The organism is Faecalibacterium sp. Marseille-Q3530 (genome assembly GCF_017377625.1).
Taxonomy (GTDB): domain Bacteria; phylum Bacillota; class Clostridia; order Oscillospirales; family Ruminococcaceae; genus Faecalibacterium; species Faecalibacterium prausnitzii_E.
Map to the genome: position 1 here is coordinate 277,598 of NZ_JAFREH010000001.1, position 16,569 is coordinate 294,166.

Annotated in this window: 12 protein-coding genes and 1 riboswitch; of the genes, 6 read left to right on the forward strand and 6 right to left on the reverse strand. The window is 58.4% G+C overall.

The features are described 5' to 3' along the window. Window positions 1–134: 134 nt before the first annotated feature. Entirely contained in the window at window positions 135–506 is a 372-nt protein-coding gene (locus J3350_RS01180; RefSeq protein WP_207685413.1) for a hypothetical protein, read from the forward strand. A gap of 44 nt (window positions 507–550) precedes the next feature. On the opposite strand, the gene J3350_RS01185 is transcribed toward J3350_RS01180, so the two are convergent. Continuing rightward, entirely contained in the window at window positions 551–2,329 is a 1,779-nt protein-coding gene (locus J3350_RS01185) for a Na/Pi cotransporter family protein (protein WP_097792511.1), read from the reverse strand. A gap of 222 nt (window positions 2,330–2,551) precedes the next feature. Continuing rightward, window positions 2,552–3,013 (reverse strand): CBS domain-containing protein, encoded by a 462-nt coding sequence (locus J3350_RS01190; RefSeq protein ID WP_097792512.1) that lies wholly within the window; start codon window positions 3,011–3,013, stop codon window positions 2,552–2,554. Between the two features lie 416 nt (window positions 3,014–3,429). On the opposite strand from J3350_RS01190, the gene J3350_RS01195 reads away from it, so the two are divergent. Together J3350_RS01195 and J3350_RS01200 are read left to right on the forward strand one after the other, a co-directional pair. Further along, window positions 3,430–3,780, forward strand: a complete 351-nt coding sequence (locus tag J3350_RS01195) for an Asp23/Gls24 family envelope stress response protein (RefSeq protein WP_055187762.1) — start codon at window positions 3,430–3,432, stop codon at window positions 3,778–3,780. Between the two features lie 29 nt (window positions 3,781–3,809). Next, window positions 3,810–5,504, forward strand: coding sequence for a DAK2 domain-containing protein (locus J3350_RS01200; RefSeq protein ID WP_207685414.1), 1,695 nt, complete (start codon window positions 3,810–3,812; stop codon window positions 5,502–5,504). An 83-nt stretch (window positions 5,505–5,587) separates the two neighbouring features. On the opposite strand, the gene J3350_RS01205 is transcribed toward J3350_RS01200, so the two are convergent. The 4 genes from J3350_RS01205 to J3350_RS01220 all read right to left on the reverse strand — a co-directional run bounded on the left by J3350_RS01205 (window position 5,588) and on the right by J3350_RS01220 (window position 9,666). Beyond that, entirely contained in the window at window positions 5,588–5,950 is a 363-nt protein-coding gene (locus J3350_RS01205) for a type II toxin-antitoxin system HicB family antitoxin (RefSeq protein ID WP_118551922.1), read from the reverse strand. Next, window positions 5,934–6,191, reverse strand: coding sequence for a type II toxin-antitoxin system HicA family toxin (locus tag J3350_RS01210; protein WP_207685415.1), 258 nt, complete (start codon window positions 6,189–6,191; stop codon window positions 5,934–5,936). The genes J3350_RS01205 and J3350_RS01210 overlap by 17 nt, the downstream gene beginning before the upstream one ends. 54 nt (window positions 6,192–6,245) lie before the next feature. Then, window positions 6,246–6,383 (reverse strand): hypothetical protein, encoded by a 138-nt coding sequence (locus J3350_RS01215; RefSeq protein ID WP_207685416.1) that lies wholly within the window; start codon window positions 6,381–6,383, stop codon window positions 6,246–6,248. 70 nt (window positions 6,384–6,453) lie between these two features. Continuing rightward, window positions 6,454–9,666, reverse strand: a complete 3,213-nt coding sequence (locus J3350_RS01220; RefSeq protein WP_207685417.1) for a PAS domain-containing hybrid sensor histidine kinase/response regulator — start codon at window positions 9,664–9,666, stop codon at window positions 6,454–6,456. A 459-nt stretch (window positions 9,667–10,125) separates the two neighbouring features. Between J3350_RS01220 and J3350_RS01225 the strand changes: the two genes are divergently transcribed. From J3350_RS01225 to J3350_RS01235, 3 genes are all read left to right on the forward strand, one after another. Continuing rightward, the gene (locus tag J3350_RS01225) at window positions 10,126–11,991 is read left to right on the forward strand and encodes an ABC transporter substrate-binding protein (RefSeq protein ID WP_207685418.1); all 1,866 of its coding nucleotides are present in this window, start codon (window positions 10,126–10,128) and stop codon (window positions 11,989–11,991) included. Between the two features lie 5 nt (window positions 11,992–11,996). Further along, a complete protein-coding gene (locus tag J3350_RS01230; RefSeq protein WP_207685419.1) occupies window positions 11,997–14,972 on the forward strand; it encodes a response regulator in 2,976 nt (991 codons plus the stop codon). Between the two features lie 91 nt (window positions 14,973–15,063). Continuing rightward, window positions 15,064–16,185, forward strand: a complete 1,122-nt coding sequence (locus J3350_RS01235) for an AI-2E family transporter (RefSeq protein ID WP_207685420.1) — start codon at window positions 15,064–15,066, stop codon at window positions 16,183–16,185. A 118-nt stretch (window positions 16,186–16,303) separates the two neighbouring features. Continuing rightward, window positions 16,304–16,524: riboswitch (cobalamin riboswitch) on the forward strand. Window positions 16,525–16,569: the final 45 nt, after the last annotated feature.

Here is a 16,569-nt window from a genome sequence, read left to right on the forward strand (position 1 = left end):
ATAGAGGTAGTATAGCACATTTTGCCCTGCAAAGTACAGCATTCTGCTGTGAAAATTCTGTTCTTCTGTCTGGAAAACTTTCTTTTTGCGCATACTACCGTTTGAAACTTTCCCTGCAAAGGAGTGATTTCCCTGTGCGCAAGCTCGTTCTCTGTCTGTTTTATGCGCTCTGCGCCTTTGCCATCGCGTTCAGCCTGTTCTGGATGGCCCTCCCCCGGCTGACGCTGCCCTCCCCTGCCCCGCAGGACGAAGCGCCGGACTCGGTGCCGCTGAGTCTGGCGGCGCAGGCCCTGCCGGAGCGGACGGCCCTCTACTACCTCTGCGACGAGGGCGGGATGCTGACGGTCTATGCCTGCGGGGCCGACGGGGAACCCGCCGACCGGTTGGAGGAGACTGGCATCTACGTCAACCTTCTGCCCGAAAACGACGCCCTCCGCATCAAGCAGGGCCTTGCGGTCTACAGCGAGACCGAGCTGCGGACCGTGCTGGAGGACCTGGGAGAATGACAGAGACCCTCCCGCCGGGGAGGGTCTCTGCTGTCATCGGTGCATTACGCTTCCATGGCTTCCAGCGGCACAAGGTAGTCCTTGCAGCACTGTTCGTAATGGAGCGAGTATTCCTTGGTGGGGTTGTGGTGCATCAGGCTCTTCAGGGTGTGGGAGTCGTAGTCCTCGCCCTGGTTCATGCCGATCAGACGGGCCGCGATGTTGGAGCAGTGGTCGGAGATGCGCTCCACATTGTTCAGCACATCCAGGAAGACGACGCCGGTGTCGATGGAGCAGATGCCGTTCTTCAGGCGCTTGATGTGCTGGTCGCGCAGCTTTTCGACCATGATGTCGATGACCTCTTCCAGCGGCTCCACCTGGCGGGCCAATGCGACGTCATTGTTCTCAAAGGCGTCATTCGTCAGGTCCAGCACACGCTCCATCGCGCCGGTGAGGAGCTTGAGCTCCTCCTTTGCGTGGTCGCTGAAGGACGCTTCCTTCTCATAAAGCTCCTCGGATTTTTCCATGATGTTGACGGCATAGTCGCCGATGCGCTCGTACTCGGTGACGAAGTTCAGCAGCTCGGTCACAGCATGGCTCTCGTCGTCGCCCAGCTCCTGGTCGGTCATCTTGATGAGGTAGTTGGAGATCTCGACCTCCATCCGGTCGATGAGGTTCTCCCGGACGTTCACCGCACTCACGACGTCTTCGTCCATCTTGAGCAGCAGCGGAGCCGACAGGTTCACGTTGCGGGCAGCGCGGCGGGACATCTTAACCACTGCGTTCTTGGCCTGCTGCAGGGCAACGGCCGGGCTCTTGAACAGGCGCTCGTCCAGCACAGGCATACTGAGTTCCTGCGCTTCCTCGGCGCTGTCGGGCACGGTGAGGACAGCCAGCTTCGACAGCACACTGCTGAACGGCAGGAAGAGGAGCATTGCCGCCACGCTGGACATGGTGTGGATGTTTGCGATGGAGCTCTTGTTCATCACATCGCCCCAGACGGGGATGCCGATGGTGTAGCGCACCGCATAGATGGCCGCCAGCAGCACCACGCTGCCGATGATATTAAAATAAAGGTGGATCAGCGCGGTGCGCTTGCCATCCTTGGAGGAGCCGCCGATGGTCAGCAGCGGGGTGAAGGCCGTGCCGATGTGGGCACCCAGGATGATGGGGATGGCCGAGCCGAAGGTGACAAGGCCGGTGCTGGACAGTGCCTGCAAGATACCGACCGATGCCGAGGACGACTGGATGATGACCGTGACCACCACGCCCACGAGAACGCCGAGGATGGGGTTGGTCATGCTGACGAACAGGTCCTGGAACGCCGCACTCTCCCGCAGGGGCGAAACGCCGGTATCCATCAGGTTCATGCCGGTGAACAGGATGCCGAAGCCCAGCATGATCTGGCCGATGTTCTTTTTCTTGGCGTTGCGCAGGAATACATAAAAAATGCAGCCAATAAACGCGACCACCGGTGCGAAGGTCTTGGGCTGCATCAAGGTCAGCCACAGGCTGTCGCCGGAGATATCCGCCATGCGGATGAGCTGGCCGGTGACAGTCGTACCAATGTTCGCACCCATGATCACGCCTACCGACTGCGTGAGGGTCATGATCCCGGAGTTGACAAGGCCGACACAGATGACGACCGTGCCCGCCGACGACTGGATGACGCCGGTGATAAGGGTGCCGAAAATGACGCCCTTGATGGTGGAAGAGGTCAGCTTTTGCAATACGCCCTGCATCTTGCCGCCCGCCAGCTTCTCCAGGCCGGCGCCCATGATCGACATGCCGTACAGGAACAGCGCAATACCGCCCAACAGAGAGGTGATGTGTGTGATATCCATCTCGATACTCCTAAAAATGTTCTTCCTTTTCTTTCTGAACAGACAAAGGACGGCCGCCGGGCTCTTTCTGCCTGAACGCCGTCCTTTTTATTATAGCATCGAGCGGCCTGTTTCAACAAGCCTTATTTTACATGTTTTTTGCGTTTTTGATACATTTTCGCGCATTTCGCCGGGTTTTGCCACAGTTCTTTTCGCAGATTTTACATGGATTTTACAAACGATTCAGTTTGCCGCAGCTGACGCCATTTCCCGCCGCCGGGCCGGTTTTGCGGCGGACTGCTCAGCGCGGGTCTTATCGTAGCAATACCGGATGATGGCCTGCCGCCGGACGATGCCGATGAACATGCCCCGGTCGTCCACCACCGGCACAAAGTTCTGGTTCATGGCCGCTTCGATGAGCTGGTCCATACTGGTGCTCACGGTCACGGCTTTGTAATCCCGCTTGTGGGCAAAGCTGGAAATGGGCACGTCCTCGGCGGCTTCCAGGTCCAGGCCATGGTATTTTTTCAGCCCCCAGAGGATATCCCCCTCGGTCAGGGTGCCCACATATTCGCCTTTGCGGTTGAGCACCGGAATGGATGCGTAGCGGTTGTTCTCCCATTTTTCCAAGGTCTGCCGCAGGGTGAAGTCATCGTAGACATACATCAGGTCCTGCTTGGGGGAAAGGAAAAACAAAATGTTCATCATCAGCTCTCCTATCGAAAAACAAATTCTGCCGTTGTGGGCGCAGCGCCCCGTCTCTCTGATTTGATTTTAGCACTTTTTCACAGCAAGTTAAAGGGAATAATCATACTTTTTAGATTTTATTCACAGTCATTTTTCGCTCTTTTTCAAAACATGCGGAAAAACCATGCACTCTGGCGCATTTTGTGCTATACTAAGCAGAAAGGAACTGCCCACCGGGCCCTCTGGCACTGCGGCCCTGTTCTCAGGATACCCACTGCGGCGCTCGAAATCGGGTGCAATGGGGTATGTCCGGCACAGGAGTTGCAATTTTCCGCTGTACACCGGGCCGCTAAAGAGGTATAATAAGCGTGTAAGATTCCTTTCCCGGTTCGCCGGGCCAAATCAAATAATCTGATAAAAGGAGCAGAGCGACTATGATCACTTCCCGTTTCCCGCTGGGAGATGTCAGCTTCTCCGCCGAGTATTTTTCGACGCTCGTGGGCGAAGCAACCAAACAATGCTACGGTGTGGCCGCAATGACCCCCCGCGATCTGACCGACAAGGTGCGGAGCATGGTACACGGCGCTGATTTTTCTGCAAAGGGCGTCCGCGTCACCCAGGAAGAGGGCCGTCTCGTGATCGAGCTGCACATCGCCGTCAGCTATGGGCTCAACATTTCGACCGCTGCACGCAGCATCTCGCACCGCGTCAAGGACGAGGTGGAGCAGGCTACCGGCCTCAAGGTCGCCCGCGTGATCGTCTCCGTGGACGACGTGATCGCCTGATCGGACAAGAGAATAAGGAGAAAATTCAAATGATTTCTGGTAAGATCCTGCGCGACGCGATTATTTCCGGCGCAAACAACATCAACAACCAGCGCTCCCGCGTGGACGAGCTGAACGTCTTCCCCGTCCCGGACGGTGACACCGGCACCAACATGGGCATGACCGTGGGCGCAGCCGTCCGTGAGCTGGAAGCTCTGGACGACAGCTGCACCGTCGGCGAGGCCGCCAAGACCGCTGCCTCCGCCATGCTGCGCGGTGCGCGCGGCAACTCCGGCGTCATCACCAGCCTGCTGTTCCGCGGCTTCTCCAAGGCGCTGGAAGGCAAGAAGGAAGCCGGTGCAGACGACCTCGTTGAGGCTCTGAAGAAGGGCGTCGAGGGCGCTTACAAGGCTGTCATGAAGCCCACCGAGGGCACCATCCTGACCGTTGCCCGCGTGGCCTCCGAAGAAGCAGCTGCCTGCGATGCCAGCGAAGTCCCCGCTCTGTGGGACGTGGTGCTCGCCGCCGGTCAGAAAGCACTGGAGGACACCCCCAACCTGCTGCCCGTCCTGAAGAAGGCCGGCGTCGTGGATGCCGGCGGCCAGGGCATCATGGTCATCTTCGAGGGCATGGGCAAGGTCTTCCACGGTGAGCCCATCGTCGTAGGCGGCGAGGCTGTCCCCAACAAGGCCAAGCTCTCCACCGAGAACGCCGGCCGCGGCGTCTTCACCGATGACCTGATGAAGGTCGAGGACATCAAGAACGGCTACTGCACCCAGTTCCTCATCAACAAGAATGAGGGTGCCAGCGCCGCCAAGATGCGCGCTTTCGCGGAGTCCAACGGCGACAGCGTCGTCTGCATCGAGGACGATGACGTCATCAACCTGCACGTCCATACCGCCGACCCCGGCAAGATTCTGAGCGAGGCCATCAAGTACGGCTACCTGACCAACTTCAAGATTGAGAACATGCACGAGCAGTTCCTGGCCCGCCAGAAGCAGGGCAAGAGCCTGGAAAAGCAGGCTTCTGCCGAAAAGAAGCCCGACCCGACCTCTGAGTTCATCTACGCCGCTGTGGATCCCAGCCGTGATTACGGCTTTGTGGCAGTTGCTGCGGGCGAGGGCCTGAAGGCCGTCTTCACCGACCTGGCGGCCGACGCCGTCGTCTCCGGCGGTCAGACCATGAACCCTGCCACCGAGGATATCCTCGCCGCCATCCAGAGCGTCCCGGCCAAGACCGTCTTCGTTCTGCCCAACAACAAGAACATCATCATGGCTGCCGAGCAGGCCCAGAAGCTGGCCGACCGTCAGGTCGTCGTTCTGCCCACCCGCACCGTGCCCATGGGCATCACGGCACTGCTGAACTTTGACCCCTCCGCCAACGTTGAGACCAACACCATCAACATGATGGCTGCGGCCGACAAGGTCTCCACCGGCCTCATCACCTACGCCGCCCGCGACAGCGAGTTCGACGGCAAGCGCATCCGGAAGGGCGAGATCATGGCTCTGGAGAATGGCAAGATCGTGGCCACCTCCAATGACCTGACCAAGGCCACCTACCGTCTGGCCCGCGGCATGTGCAAGAAGGACTCCAGCTTCGTCACCATCATCTCCGGCTGCGATGTCTCCGACGAGGATGCCGAAAAGGTCACCGAGATCGTCAAGGCAAAGTGCCCCAACCACGTTGAGGTCAGCCACATCCGCGGCGGTCAGCCCGTTTATTATTATATGATCAGCGTGGAGTAATTTTCACTCCTGCGCTTGCAGAACACAGAACAAGCCCCCTGCATCCATCCCGGATGCAGGGGGCTTTGTGGTTCTGGAAACCTTTATTTCACGTACATCGCATCATTTTTCGCGAGGAGGTAAACGCAATATTGATTCATGCTGATCCCCTCTCGCTGCGAATGCTCGGCAAGCGAGCGATGCAGACTGCGCGGAAGCCGCAGTTTGAACTGCCCGGAATATTCCTCCAGGCTATCCGGCTCATGGATCTCGATCCCCTCTTCCAGCGCTGCTTCCAGCCATGCTTTTTTTGCGTCCTGTGCATTTGCGATCGCGCGTTCGACCGTTTCGCCGCAGGTAATGCAGCCCGGCAAGTCCGGATAAGAGACAACAAATCCCCCCTCATCCGGGTCCTCCACCAACTCCATCCGGTAAGGCATCTTCAAATACTCATTCAGCGTCTTCATCGTTCTTCGCCTCACTCTCCACGATCTGCCGTACCATTTCCACGTAAACTTTCTTGATAGGTTCATGTTTGGGGATCGTAATGGGCATACAGCCTGCTTTCCGGAAGGTGTAGTGGCTGCTCCCGCTTCTGGGGGCTGTCATGTCGTAGCCATAGCTTTCCAACACTTTTCGCAGTTCGTCGAACCGCAAGTCCTTCGATAAGGCGCAGATGCGCGCAAGCAACTTATCCCATTTTGACATTCCGAATCCCCCTGTTCCCATTATACATGGTGTCACATATGGTGTCAAGCATTTTTAGAAGAAACTCACCTGGCTGCTCTCCGGCAGGTCGCCGAGGGCACGACGACCATACCGCCGGGGTGCTGGGCGGGTAGGTGCCGCGTGGGATGGATACGCCTTTTCTTTGGGCAGATAGCCGAACTGTTTCAGCATGTCCTCGGTGGTGCGGTAGATGGCGTCGTTCGGTTCAGCCCTTTTCCATTGTTCTTTTTCAGCAGCTCACTCACAGCCACTGTTTCAGCACGTCGTTCAGCTTATTCAGGTCCAGCGGTTTTGCGATATGTTCGTTCATGCCGGTGTTCTTGGCCAGCTGCACGTCCTCGGCGAAGGCGTTCGCCGTCATGGCGATGATGGGCACTTTGCCCCGGCTACCCGGAAGGGAACGGATCGCCGCCGTTGCTTCGTAGCCGTTCATGACCGGCATCTGGATGTCCATCAGGACGAGGCTGTACCAGTTTTCCGGGGCCGCCGCGACCTTTTCGACGGCGATCTTTCCGTTTTCGGCCGTTTCGACCGTCACGCCGGTCATGCCCAGGATCTCGGTCGCGATCTCGCGGTTCAGGTCGTTGTCTTCCACCAGCAGGAGCCGCTTGCCCGTGTAGTCCGTTTTTGCAAAGTCTTCCAGATAATTCCGGGCGTTTTTCTCTTTCTTGCCGGAGGTGAACTGCCGCAGGGTCGCCGTCAGGCGGGAGCGGAACAGCGGTTTTGCTATAAACGCATCCACGCCCGCCGCTCTGGCTTCTTCTTCGATCTCGCTGAACTCGAAGGAGGTCAGGATGATGATCGTGACGTCTTCCCCGACGCATTCCCGAATCCTTCTGGCTGTTGCGATGCCGTCCATCTCCGGCATCTTCCAGTCCAGGATCACCGCAAAATAGTCGCGGCCTGTCTTGTGCCGCGCCGCGCAGCGTTCCACGGCTCCTTTGCCGGTCAGGACCCATTCGCCTGCGATGCCGATCTCCCGCAGGGTATCGACGGTGCTTTCGCAGCAGGTCTGGTCGTCGTCCACGACCAGCACCGGCAGGTCGAACAGTTCTTTTTCCTGCTCTTTCTCGTCTTCCTGCAATTTCAGATAGACCGTGACCGTGATCTTCGTGCCCTTGTTGGGGGCGCTTTCGACCTGAATGTCGCCATTCATCAGGTTGACGATGTTCCGGGCGATGGCCATGCCAAGACCGGTGCCCTGCACCTTGGTCGTCCGGTGATCGTCCGCCCGGCTGAACGGCTCGAACATGATCTTCTGAAATTCCGGCGTCATGCCGATGCCGTTGTCCTCGATGGAAAACTCGTAGCAGCCCAGCTCCGAGAAGCCGTTCGGCTTTTCCTTGATGGAGAAGGTGATGCTGCCTCCATCCGGGGTGTACTTGATGGCGTTGCTCATCAGGTTCACAAAGACCTGCTGGATGCGCAGGCTGTCGCCGCAGACAGCCTCGTGCTCGATGTGCTCCACGTGGACTTCGAGCTGATGGTGGTGCTCGTCGATTGCCGGTTTTGTGAGGGTGAGCAGGTTATCGACCAGCTCCGGCAGGCTGAAATCCTCCTCGGCAAGGCTCATCCGCCCGCTCTCGATCCGGGCCATGTCCAGCACTTCGTTGATCAGGCCCAGCAGATGGCGGCTCGCCTTGGTGATCTTGCCAAGGCATTCGACGACTTTGTCCTGATTTTCGATGTTGGCCCCCGCAATGGCCGTCAGGCCCACGATGGCGTTCATCGGCGTCCGGATGTCGTGGGACATATTGGAGAGGAAATCCGTCTTGGCGCGGCTTGCGTTCTCGGCCACGCGGTACGCTTCCTTCAGTGCCTTATGGGATTCGATCTCGGCCTTTTTCTCCTGTGACACATCCATCGATGCCAACAGTGCTTTGACCAGCTTCGTGCCGTCCCACTCCAGCGGGATGAAGGACGCGATCTTATAGGTGTTTTCGTCCAGCGAGCAGTATTCAAATTTGTAGATGTCGTTCTCGCCCTGCAAATTCCTGCGGATATTTTCCGGCGAGATTCTAGCATCCAATGCGTCCAGCGATTCCAGTGTCTTATACTTTGCAGCTACCTGCTCCACAAAATCATGGTAGGTTCCGGTCGGCGCGTATATCATTTCACCTTGCAGGTTATAGAACCGATAGCGGTCATTTTCCAGATCGCAGACGACGAAGCGGTCCAGCAGGCGCACCATGCTTTGGATCAGCAGCTCCATGGATGCGTTGTCCGAGGCCATCTGCATCCGCTGTGCCGTCTCTGCTTTGGACTCTGTGATGTCCCGCAAAAAGATCATCGCATAGTCCGAGTCCCCGATCTCGCCGCGCATGACCACATTGCTGACCCATCGTTCCTCCCCATTCAGAACGATGCGGCAATCCTGGCACAGCTCGGTCTCAAGCCCCTTCAATTTTTCGGTGATGTAGGCGCGGTCGTAGAAATCCGTGACCTTCTGTTTGTCCGGTTCGACCACATAGTTGTCCACAAAGAATTTGATCAGCTCGTCCCATGTCTGGCTCTGCTCAAAGGCCGTCATCAGGGAGGCCTCCACCTTGAAGGCATCAAAGGTGTTCTGTTCCAGATTCACATAATATTCGCAGAGGTTCGCGTTGGTGAACGCGCGGTGGAACGCTGCCGCCCGCTGCGCCTGCATCCGGCTTTGCTTTTCTTCCTCAATGTTGCGGATGATGCCGGTGACGCGGCTGGCCGTGCCATCCAGACGGCGGATCACTTCTGCCGAGGTCCGGAACCACTGGTATGGGCCGTTTTGCAGCTTCAGCCGGTACTCCATGCTGAACTTTGTGGTGTTGGTCTTGTCGGCCACCGTTTCCAAAAGCAGCGTCATCACCCGGTCTTTGTCCTCCGGGTGCAGAAGCTCCGACCACGCATCCAGCTGGTTCGGGAAATCCAGAGCGTCATGGTACCCCAGGATCTGCCGGAAGGCATGGCTCCAGCTCACACGGACGATCCGGCCCGTTTCATCGCATTCAAAGGTCCACGGTGCCGAGTGGATGGACTCATTGACCAGCGCAAGGTCTTCATACGCCCAGTTCACCTGCACCGACAGCACCCAAAGCGGCCTGCCGTCTGCGTCCACGGTATCTTCCTTATAAAGACGCACGTAGGCCGGTGTTCCATCGGCTGTGAGGATCTGGCCCTCCCCTGCGCCCCGGATCTGACGAAAGCGCTCCGGCTCGAGGAAGCTGACATTTTCCCCATAAAACAGGTTCTTCAGCGAACCCTTCGTCTGCTCCATCAGGGACGCATAGCTGTGGTTCAGGTTATGCAGCAGCAGTTCGCTGACCGACAGGATCGGCAGGCCCGCATCATAGTACCCGGTCATGGTCCCGATGCCGCCATTCTGATGGATCGTGTTCTGCATCACCTGAAGCACGTTCTCTCCCAATTTTTCCGTATCGGATGTATAGATCTCATCCGTAAGTCGATTGTTAAACTTCATTTTCATCCTCGCACATGTTCGAATCTGCCGTGCGTTCCGGCCTCGCCAGACGGCATACAATGACAATTATAGTATACAACCGTCCAGTCACCCGTTCAAGCCATTTTTCCAATCAGGTAAACATTTCTCCGGTGCCCCGCGCTCCCCCATTTTTCGGGCAGATTGCAACAAAAGTCCGGAATTTTCCGCAAAGGGTTCCATTTTTCATTGCTTTTTCCTAAAAACACGTTAAGATTTCTTGAAATGCCGTTGTCGGGGTGGTAGAATGGTCTTATGTCTCGATCATGCTGCGCCTTTTTTCCGGCTTTCGAACGGCTTTTTGCCAGAGTGCCGGGCAGGCCGCACGCAGGGAGGCGGCGTCATTCCCGTGGGGTGGGCTGTATCATCATACAAGAATCCGGGCCAGCCCGCTGCACTGCGGCGGCTGGCAGCGGGCCGTGAGGAAGAGGAACATAAAAAATGAAGAAGAACACACTGCACAGCCTGTTTGCCCTGCTGACCGCCCTGGTGATGGCAGTCTGTCTGCTGACCGGCTGCGGCGCAGCGGACACCGAACAGGTGGAAGCACAGGAAGACGCCGAGACCATTCAGGTATATCTGTGGACTGCCGCCCTGTACGACACCTACGCCCCCTACATCCAGGCCCAGCTGCCGGACGTGAACATTGAGTTCATCGTCGGCAACAACGATCTGGATTTTTACAAATTTTTGCAGCAGAACGGCGGTCTGCCGGATATCATCACCTGCTGCCGCTTCTCACTGCACGATGCAGCGCCCCTGAAGGACAGCCTGATGGATCTTTCCACCACCAACGAGGCGGGTGCCGTCTACAACACCTACCTCAACAGCTTCAAAAATGAGGACGGCAGTGTGAACTGGCTGCCGGTGTGCGCCGACGCCCACGGCTTCGTGGTCAACCGCAGCCTGTTTGCGCAGTATGACATCCCGCTGCCCACCGATTACGCGAGCTTCGTTTCGGCCTGTCAGGCATTTGAGAAGGTGGGCATCCGCGGCTTTACCGCCGATTACGCCTACGATTACACCTGCATGGAAACGCTGCAGGGGCTTTCTGCTGCCGAGCTGACCACGGTGGACGGGCGCAAGTGGCGCACCGCTTACAGCGACCCCGCCAACACCACGCGAGTCGGGCTGGACGATACCATCTGGCCGGGTGCCTTCGAGCGGATGGCACAGTTCATTCAGGATACCCACCTCACGGCAGACGACCTGAACCTGTTTTACGATGACGTGATGGACCTGTTCCGGAACGGAAAAGTGGCCATGTACTTTGGCAGCTCTGCCGGCGTGAAGATGTTCCAGGATGAGGGCATCGACACCACCTTCCTGCCCTTCTTCAGCCAGAACGGCGAACCGTGGATCATGACCACTCCCTATTTCCAGGTGGCGCTGAACCGTGACCTGGAGCAGGACACGGCCCGCCGCGCAAAAGCCATGAAGGTGCTGGACGTCATGCTCTCCGCGGAGGCACAGAACCGGATCGTCTCGGAAGGGCAGGACATTCTGAGCTACAGCCAGGACGTTCCCCTGCGCCTGACCGATGCCATGAAGGACACCCGCTCTGTGGTGGAAGAAAACCACATGTACATCCGCATCGCCTCCAACGATTTCTTTTCCATCTCCCAGGACGTGGTCTCCCAGATGATTGCAGGCAAGCTCACGGCAAAGCAGGCCTATCAGGCGTTCAACGCCCAGCTTCTTGCAGACGAGGAGCCTGCTGCGGACGAGGTCGTGCTGACCTCTGAGAAACGCTATTCCAACGTGTTCCACAAAGACGGCGGCACCGCCTCCTTCTCCGTCATGGCGAACACCCTGCGCGGCCTTTACGGCACCGATGTGCTGCTCGCCGCCGCAAACAGCTTTACCGGCAGTGTGCTGCAGGCCGACTACACCAAACAAATGGCAGCTTCCATGATCATGCCGAACGGCCTGCGGGCTTACCAGCGCACGATGACCGGCGCGGAACTGAAGGAGACCGTCCGCGCCTTTGTGGAAGGCTGCGAGGGCGGCTTTGTGCCCTTCAACCGCGGCTCCCTGCCGGTGGCCAGCGGCATCGCACTGAATGTTCAGGAGAGCAGCGGCCTCTACACCCTGACCGGCATCACCCGGAACGGCCAGCCGCTCCGGGATGACGACACCGTGACCGTGACCTGTCTGGCCACGGCCAGCCAGATGGCACCGCTGTTTTCCGGCGAAAACGGCGCGTTCCCCTGCCTTGACACGCCGGTCAAGCAGGCCTGGCGCGAGGCTCTCTCCGGCGGCGGCGTGGTGCTTGCAGAGCCGGAACACTACATGACACTGAGGTGAACAGAATGCCAGACGAAAAGCACGAACCCAACCGAAACGGCCATTTCCGGCAAAAATTGCTCTCTGCTGCTGCCATCCTTCTTCTGGTCTTGCTGGCAGCCAGTTTCAGCATTCAGTATCTCTCGTTCGTGTCGCAGACCATCTATCAGGAAAGCACCTCGCATCTGGAAGAATTGCTGCACAAATCCAACAATATGCTGAAAGAGATGGTGCGCAAGAACGTGAGCTATCTGCACCTGTACAACAGCTTTCTGGAAAGCACCTCGGACGCGGACGCAATCCAGGCATATATCGAGAAAGCGCAGCAGGACATCGGATTTGCCGGCTTCTACTTCCTTTCCTATGACGGCAACTACATGACTGTGACCGGGGAAACAGGCTACCTTGGCTTGCAGACAAATCTGGACGAAAAGCTCGCCGATGGCGAAGATATCGTGATGAACACAGCACTGCCCGGCAAGACGCAGATGCTTGTGTTCATCTGTCCCGAAACACAGGGCAGCTACCGGGGCTTTGCCTACGATGCCGTTGCCATCTCTTATTATAATGATGCGGTGCTGAAGCTGCTGGACAACTCTGCGTTTCAGGGCAACGCCAGCAACTATGTGATCTACTCGGATGGACGGGTCGTCATCGACAATTCCGTAAACCGCAAGAAAACGATCTACAACTTCATTGCGATGCTGCGCGACTCTTCCGACCTTTCCGAGGAGGAGATCCTTACGCTTTCGGATGATTTTGCGCAGGGCCGCAGCGGAAACCGGAAGTTAACGCTGGGCGACACCCGTTATTATCTGGTCTACGAGGGCACGGCGGTGCAGAGCTGGACGATGCTGGGGCTTGTGCCGGTCAACATCGTCAACGCCAGTCTGGACAAGCTGTGGTTCCGCACGGCACAGATCGTAACGGGCATCACCGTCGGTCTTGCCGCCGCCATCATCCTGCTCATCCTGCGCCGGAACCGCACCACCCTGCACCGGAAGAATACCGAGATCCTGTACCGTGACGAGCTGTTCCAGAAGCTCTCGCTGAACGTGGACGACGTGTTCCTGATGCTGGACGCAGAGACCTCCAAGGTGGATTACGTCAGCCCGAACGTCGAGCGCCTGCTGGGCATCCCGTGGAGAGAAGTCCGCCAGGATGTCTTTGTGCTGGACAGGCTGCACCCGAAAGGCTCCCCGGCGCACGGCAAAAACGTTCTGGAAGGGCTTCTCAGCGGGCAGCAGCGCGAATGGGATCTTGAGTATGAGCATCAAAAGACCGGGGAGCGCCGCTGGTTCCATAACATCGCCATAGGCAGCGAGGTAGAGGGCCGGACGAAGTACATCCTGGTGCTGTCGGACCGCACCGCCGACAAACAGGCGAATCAGGCCCTCTTGGAGGCCGTTGCGGCCGCCGAAACCGCCAACCGCGCCAAGAGCACCTTCCTTTCCAATATGTCCCACGATATCCGCACCCCCATGAATGCCATCATCGGCTTCACCACACTGGCGGTCAGCAACATCGACGACAAGGAGCGGGTGAAGGATTACCTCACCAAGACCCTCGCTTCCAGCAACCACCTGCTCTCCCTCATCAACGATGTGCTGGACATGAGCCGCATCGAAAGCGGAAAGATCCATCTGGAAGAGACCGAGGTCAACCTCTCGGATGTGCTGCACGACCTGAAGACCATCGTCAGCGGGCAGATCCACGCAAAGCAGCTGGATCTGTATATGGACGCCATGGATGTGACCGACGAGGACGTCTACTGCGACAAGACCCGGCTGAACCAGGTGCTGCTGAACCTGCTGTCCAACGCCATCAAGTTCACCCCAGCGGGCGGCATGGTCTCGGTGCGGGTGCGGCAGCTTGCGGGCCCGATGCACGGCTGCGGGCAGTATGAGTTCCGCATCAAGGACAACGGCATCGGCATGAGCCCGGAGTTTGCCCAAAAGATCTTTGAACCCTTTGAGCGGGAGCGCACCTCCACGGTCAGCAAGATCCAGGGCACCGGCCTTGGCATGGCCATCACCAAAAACATCGTGGATATGATGGGCGGCACCATCGAGGTGCAGACAGAGCAGGGCAAGGGCACCGAGTTCATCATCCGTGTGCCGCTGCGCACGCAGGCGGAACACCGCCCGGTGGAAAAGATCACCGAGCTGGAGGGCCTGAAGGCGCTGGTGGTGGACGACGATTTCAACACCTGCGACAGCATGACCAAGATGCTGGCCAAGGTGGGGATGCGCTCGGAGTGGACCCTCTCCGGCAAGGAGGCCGTGCTGCGCGCACGGCAGTCCATCGAGATGAGCGATGCCTACCATGCCTACATCATCGACTGGCGTCTGCCGGATATGAACGGCATCGAAGTCACCCGCCAGATCCGCAGCCTGAACGACGACACCCCCATCATCATCCTGACCGCCTACGACTGGTCTGACATCGAGGTGGAGGCAAAGGCCGCCGGTGTGACGGCGTTCTGCTCCAAGCCCATGTTCCTCTCCGACCTGCGCGAGACCCTGATGAGCGCCCTCGGTCCGAAACGGACGGACGCCACGCAGGAGCTTCTGCCCGAAAAAGAGGAAGGCTTCAAGGGCCGCACCGTCCTGCTGGTGGAGGACAACGAACTGAACCGCGAGATCGCGCTGGAAATTCTGCGCGAGTACGGCTTCCAGGTCGATACGGCCGAAAACGGCGCGGTGGCGGTGGAAAAAGTCCGCACCAGCGCACCGGACCGCTACGATCTGGTGCTGATGGATGTGCAGATGCCGATCATGGACGGCTACACCGCCACCCGGCAGATCCGCGCTTTGGAGGACCCGGCGCTGGCCGGGATTCCCATCCTCGCCATGACGGCCAACGCCTTTGACGAAGACCGCCGCAACGCACTGGCAAGCGGCATGAATGGCTTTTTGTCCAAGCCGATCATCGTCGGCGACCTGGTGCAGGAGCTGCACAAGATCTTATCAGATGCGCGCTCCCCTTTCCCGCCGTCTTGACAAGCCCGGCGCATCTGGTACAATACAACAAAGGCTCTGCGGCGGCCTCTTTACAGCTTGCGGCCGTACACTCCGGGAAAGGAACTTCATCATGGATTCGAACACCAAACGCTCTCTGCTCGTCACCGTTGTGGGGGTAACACTTTTTGTTGCACTGCTGCGGTTTTCGGATGTGCTCGCCTTTGCGGCACGTCTTGTGGATCTGGTGCTGCCCATACTGGCGGGCGGCATCCTGGCACTTTTCATCAATGTGCCCATGACCGGGCTGGAAAAGCGGCTGAAGCAGCTGTTCCGCAAGGCCAAAAAGCAGCCACCGGACAAGACCCTTCATCTCCTCAGCTTTTTCATCACGCTGGTCGGCATCGTGCTGGTGCTGGTGCTTGCGCTGACCCTGCTGGTGCCGGAACTGGTCAAATCGTTCCACAGCCTTTATCTGCAGATCGAGTCGAACATCCCCCGCTGGACCGCCTACCTCAGCGCACAGGACGCCGACATGGGCTGGCTGATGCACTGGCTGGAGGGCATCAACTGGGAGCAGCTGCTCCACAAAGCCGCCGACAGCATCGACAAGGTGCTGGTCAATGCGGTGGGTGCCGTATCCGCCACGGTGAACGTCATCGTGACGGCCTCCTTCGCCCTCATCATCTCCGTCTATCTGTCGCTTGGGACGGAGAGCCTTGGCCGACAGGCCCATACGCTGGTGTGCGCGTATCTGAAGCCCCGCCACGCCGCCGGGCTGCTCCGGTTCTGCCGCCTGTTCCGGCAGTCCTTCGCCAATTTCCTGACCGGCCAGTGCAGCGAGGCGGTGATCCTTGGCGTTCTTATGGCCTTTGCGTTTTCCGTTTTCCAGCTCCCCTACGGCAGTCTGGTGGGGATGCTGACCGCCATCTGTGCCATCATCCCCTATGTGGGTGCCCTCATCTCCTGCGTGGTCAGCGTGTTCCTTGTGCTGCTGGTGGACCCGATGCTGGCGGTGCGCTGCCTCATCGTTTACCTCGCGGTTCAGTTCATTGAGAACCAGTTTATCTACCCCCGTGTCGTGGGCAAATCCGTCGGGCTTTCGCCGCTCTACACCCTGATCGCCGCCATGATCGGCGGCAACCTCTTCGGCATCCTCGGCATCATCTTCTTCATCCCGCTGACGGCGGTGGTCATCGAGCTTGTGAAAGAGGATGCCTGCCGACGCCTGCAAACCAACGGGAACCAATCATGACCCCCAGCCCCCGGAATGCGCCCGCCGCGCTCCGGGGGCGTTTTTGTCGGCCCGGCCCTGTTTGCCGGGTTTCTTTTTTCTTGCCTTTTCCCCCGGTGTGTGCTATACTTTTCCTCGAACTGAATAGAAAACAGCAGGTGCGTTCCGCCCATGCCTCCGGGCAGCGGCAGGAACGTTAAAAGGGAAGCGGGTGCAGATCCCGCACGATCTCGTCACTGTGATAAGGGAGTCTACTGTCCGGGTGCTTTGGGCACCGGCCACTGAACCGTCCGGTCTGGGAAGGCGGCAGCAGGCGTTGAACTTTCAGTCAGGAAACCTGCCCGCTGTTGGTACGGGGGCATCTGCCCCAGATCACGAGGAATTGGTTGTACCAAAAAGCCCGAA

Bases quoted from the DNA above. Each gene is read 5' to 3' on its own strand.
- J3350_RS01185 (WP_097792511.1), bottom strand. From the start codon at position 2,329: ATGGATATCACACACATCACCTCTCTGTTGGGCGGTATTGCGCTGTTC.
- J3350_RS01190 (WP_097792512.1), bottom strand. From the start codon at position 3,013: ATGAACATTTTGTTTTTCCTTTCCCCCAAGCAGGACCTGATGTATGTC.
- J3350_RS01195 (WP_055187762.1), top strand. From the start codon at position 3,430: ATGATCACTTCCCGTTTCCCGCTGGGAGATGTCAGCTTCTCCGCCGAG.
- J3350_RS01200 (WP_207685414.1), top strand. From the start codon at position 3,810: ATGATTTCTGGTAAGATCCTGCGCGACGCGATTATTTCCGGCGCAAAC.
- J3350_RS01205 (WP_118551922.1), bottom strand. From the start codon at position 5,950: ATGAAGACGCTGAATGAGTATTTGAAGATGCCTTACCGGATGGAGTTG.
- J3350_RS01210 (WP_207685415.1), bottom strand. From the start codon at position 6,191: ATGTCAAAATGGGATAAGTTGCTTGCGCGCATCTGCGCCTTATCGAAG.
- J3350_RS01215 (WP_207685416.1), bottom strand. From the start codon at position 6,383: ATGCTGAAACAGTTCGGCTATCTGCCCAAAGAAAAGGCGTATCCATCC.
- J3350_RS01220 (WP_207685417.1), bottom strand. From the start codon at position 9,666: ATGAAGTTTAACAATCGACTTACGGATGAGATCTATACATCCGATACG.
- J3350_RS01225 (WP_207685418.1), top strand. From the start codon at position 10,126: ATGAAGAAGAACACACTGCACAGCCTGTTTGCCCTGCTGACCGCCCTG.
- J3350_RS01230 (WP_207685419.1), top strand. From the start codon at position 11,997: ATGCCAGACGAAAAGCACGAACCCAACCGAAACGGCCATTTCCGGCAA.
- J3350_RS01235 (WP_207685420.1), top strand. From the start codon at position 15,064: ATGGATTCGAACACCAAACGCTCTCTGCTCGTCACCGTTGTGGGGGTA.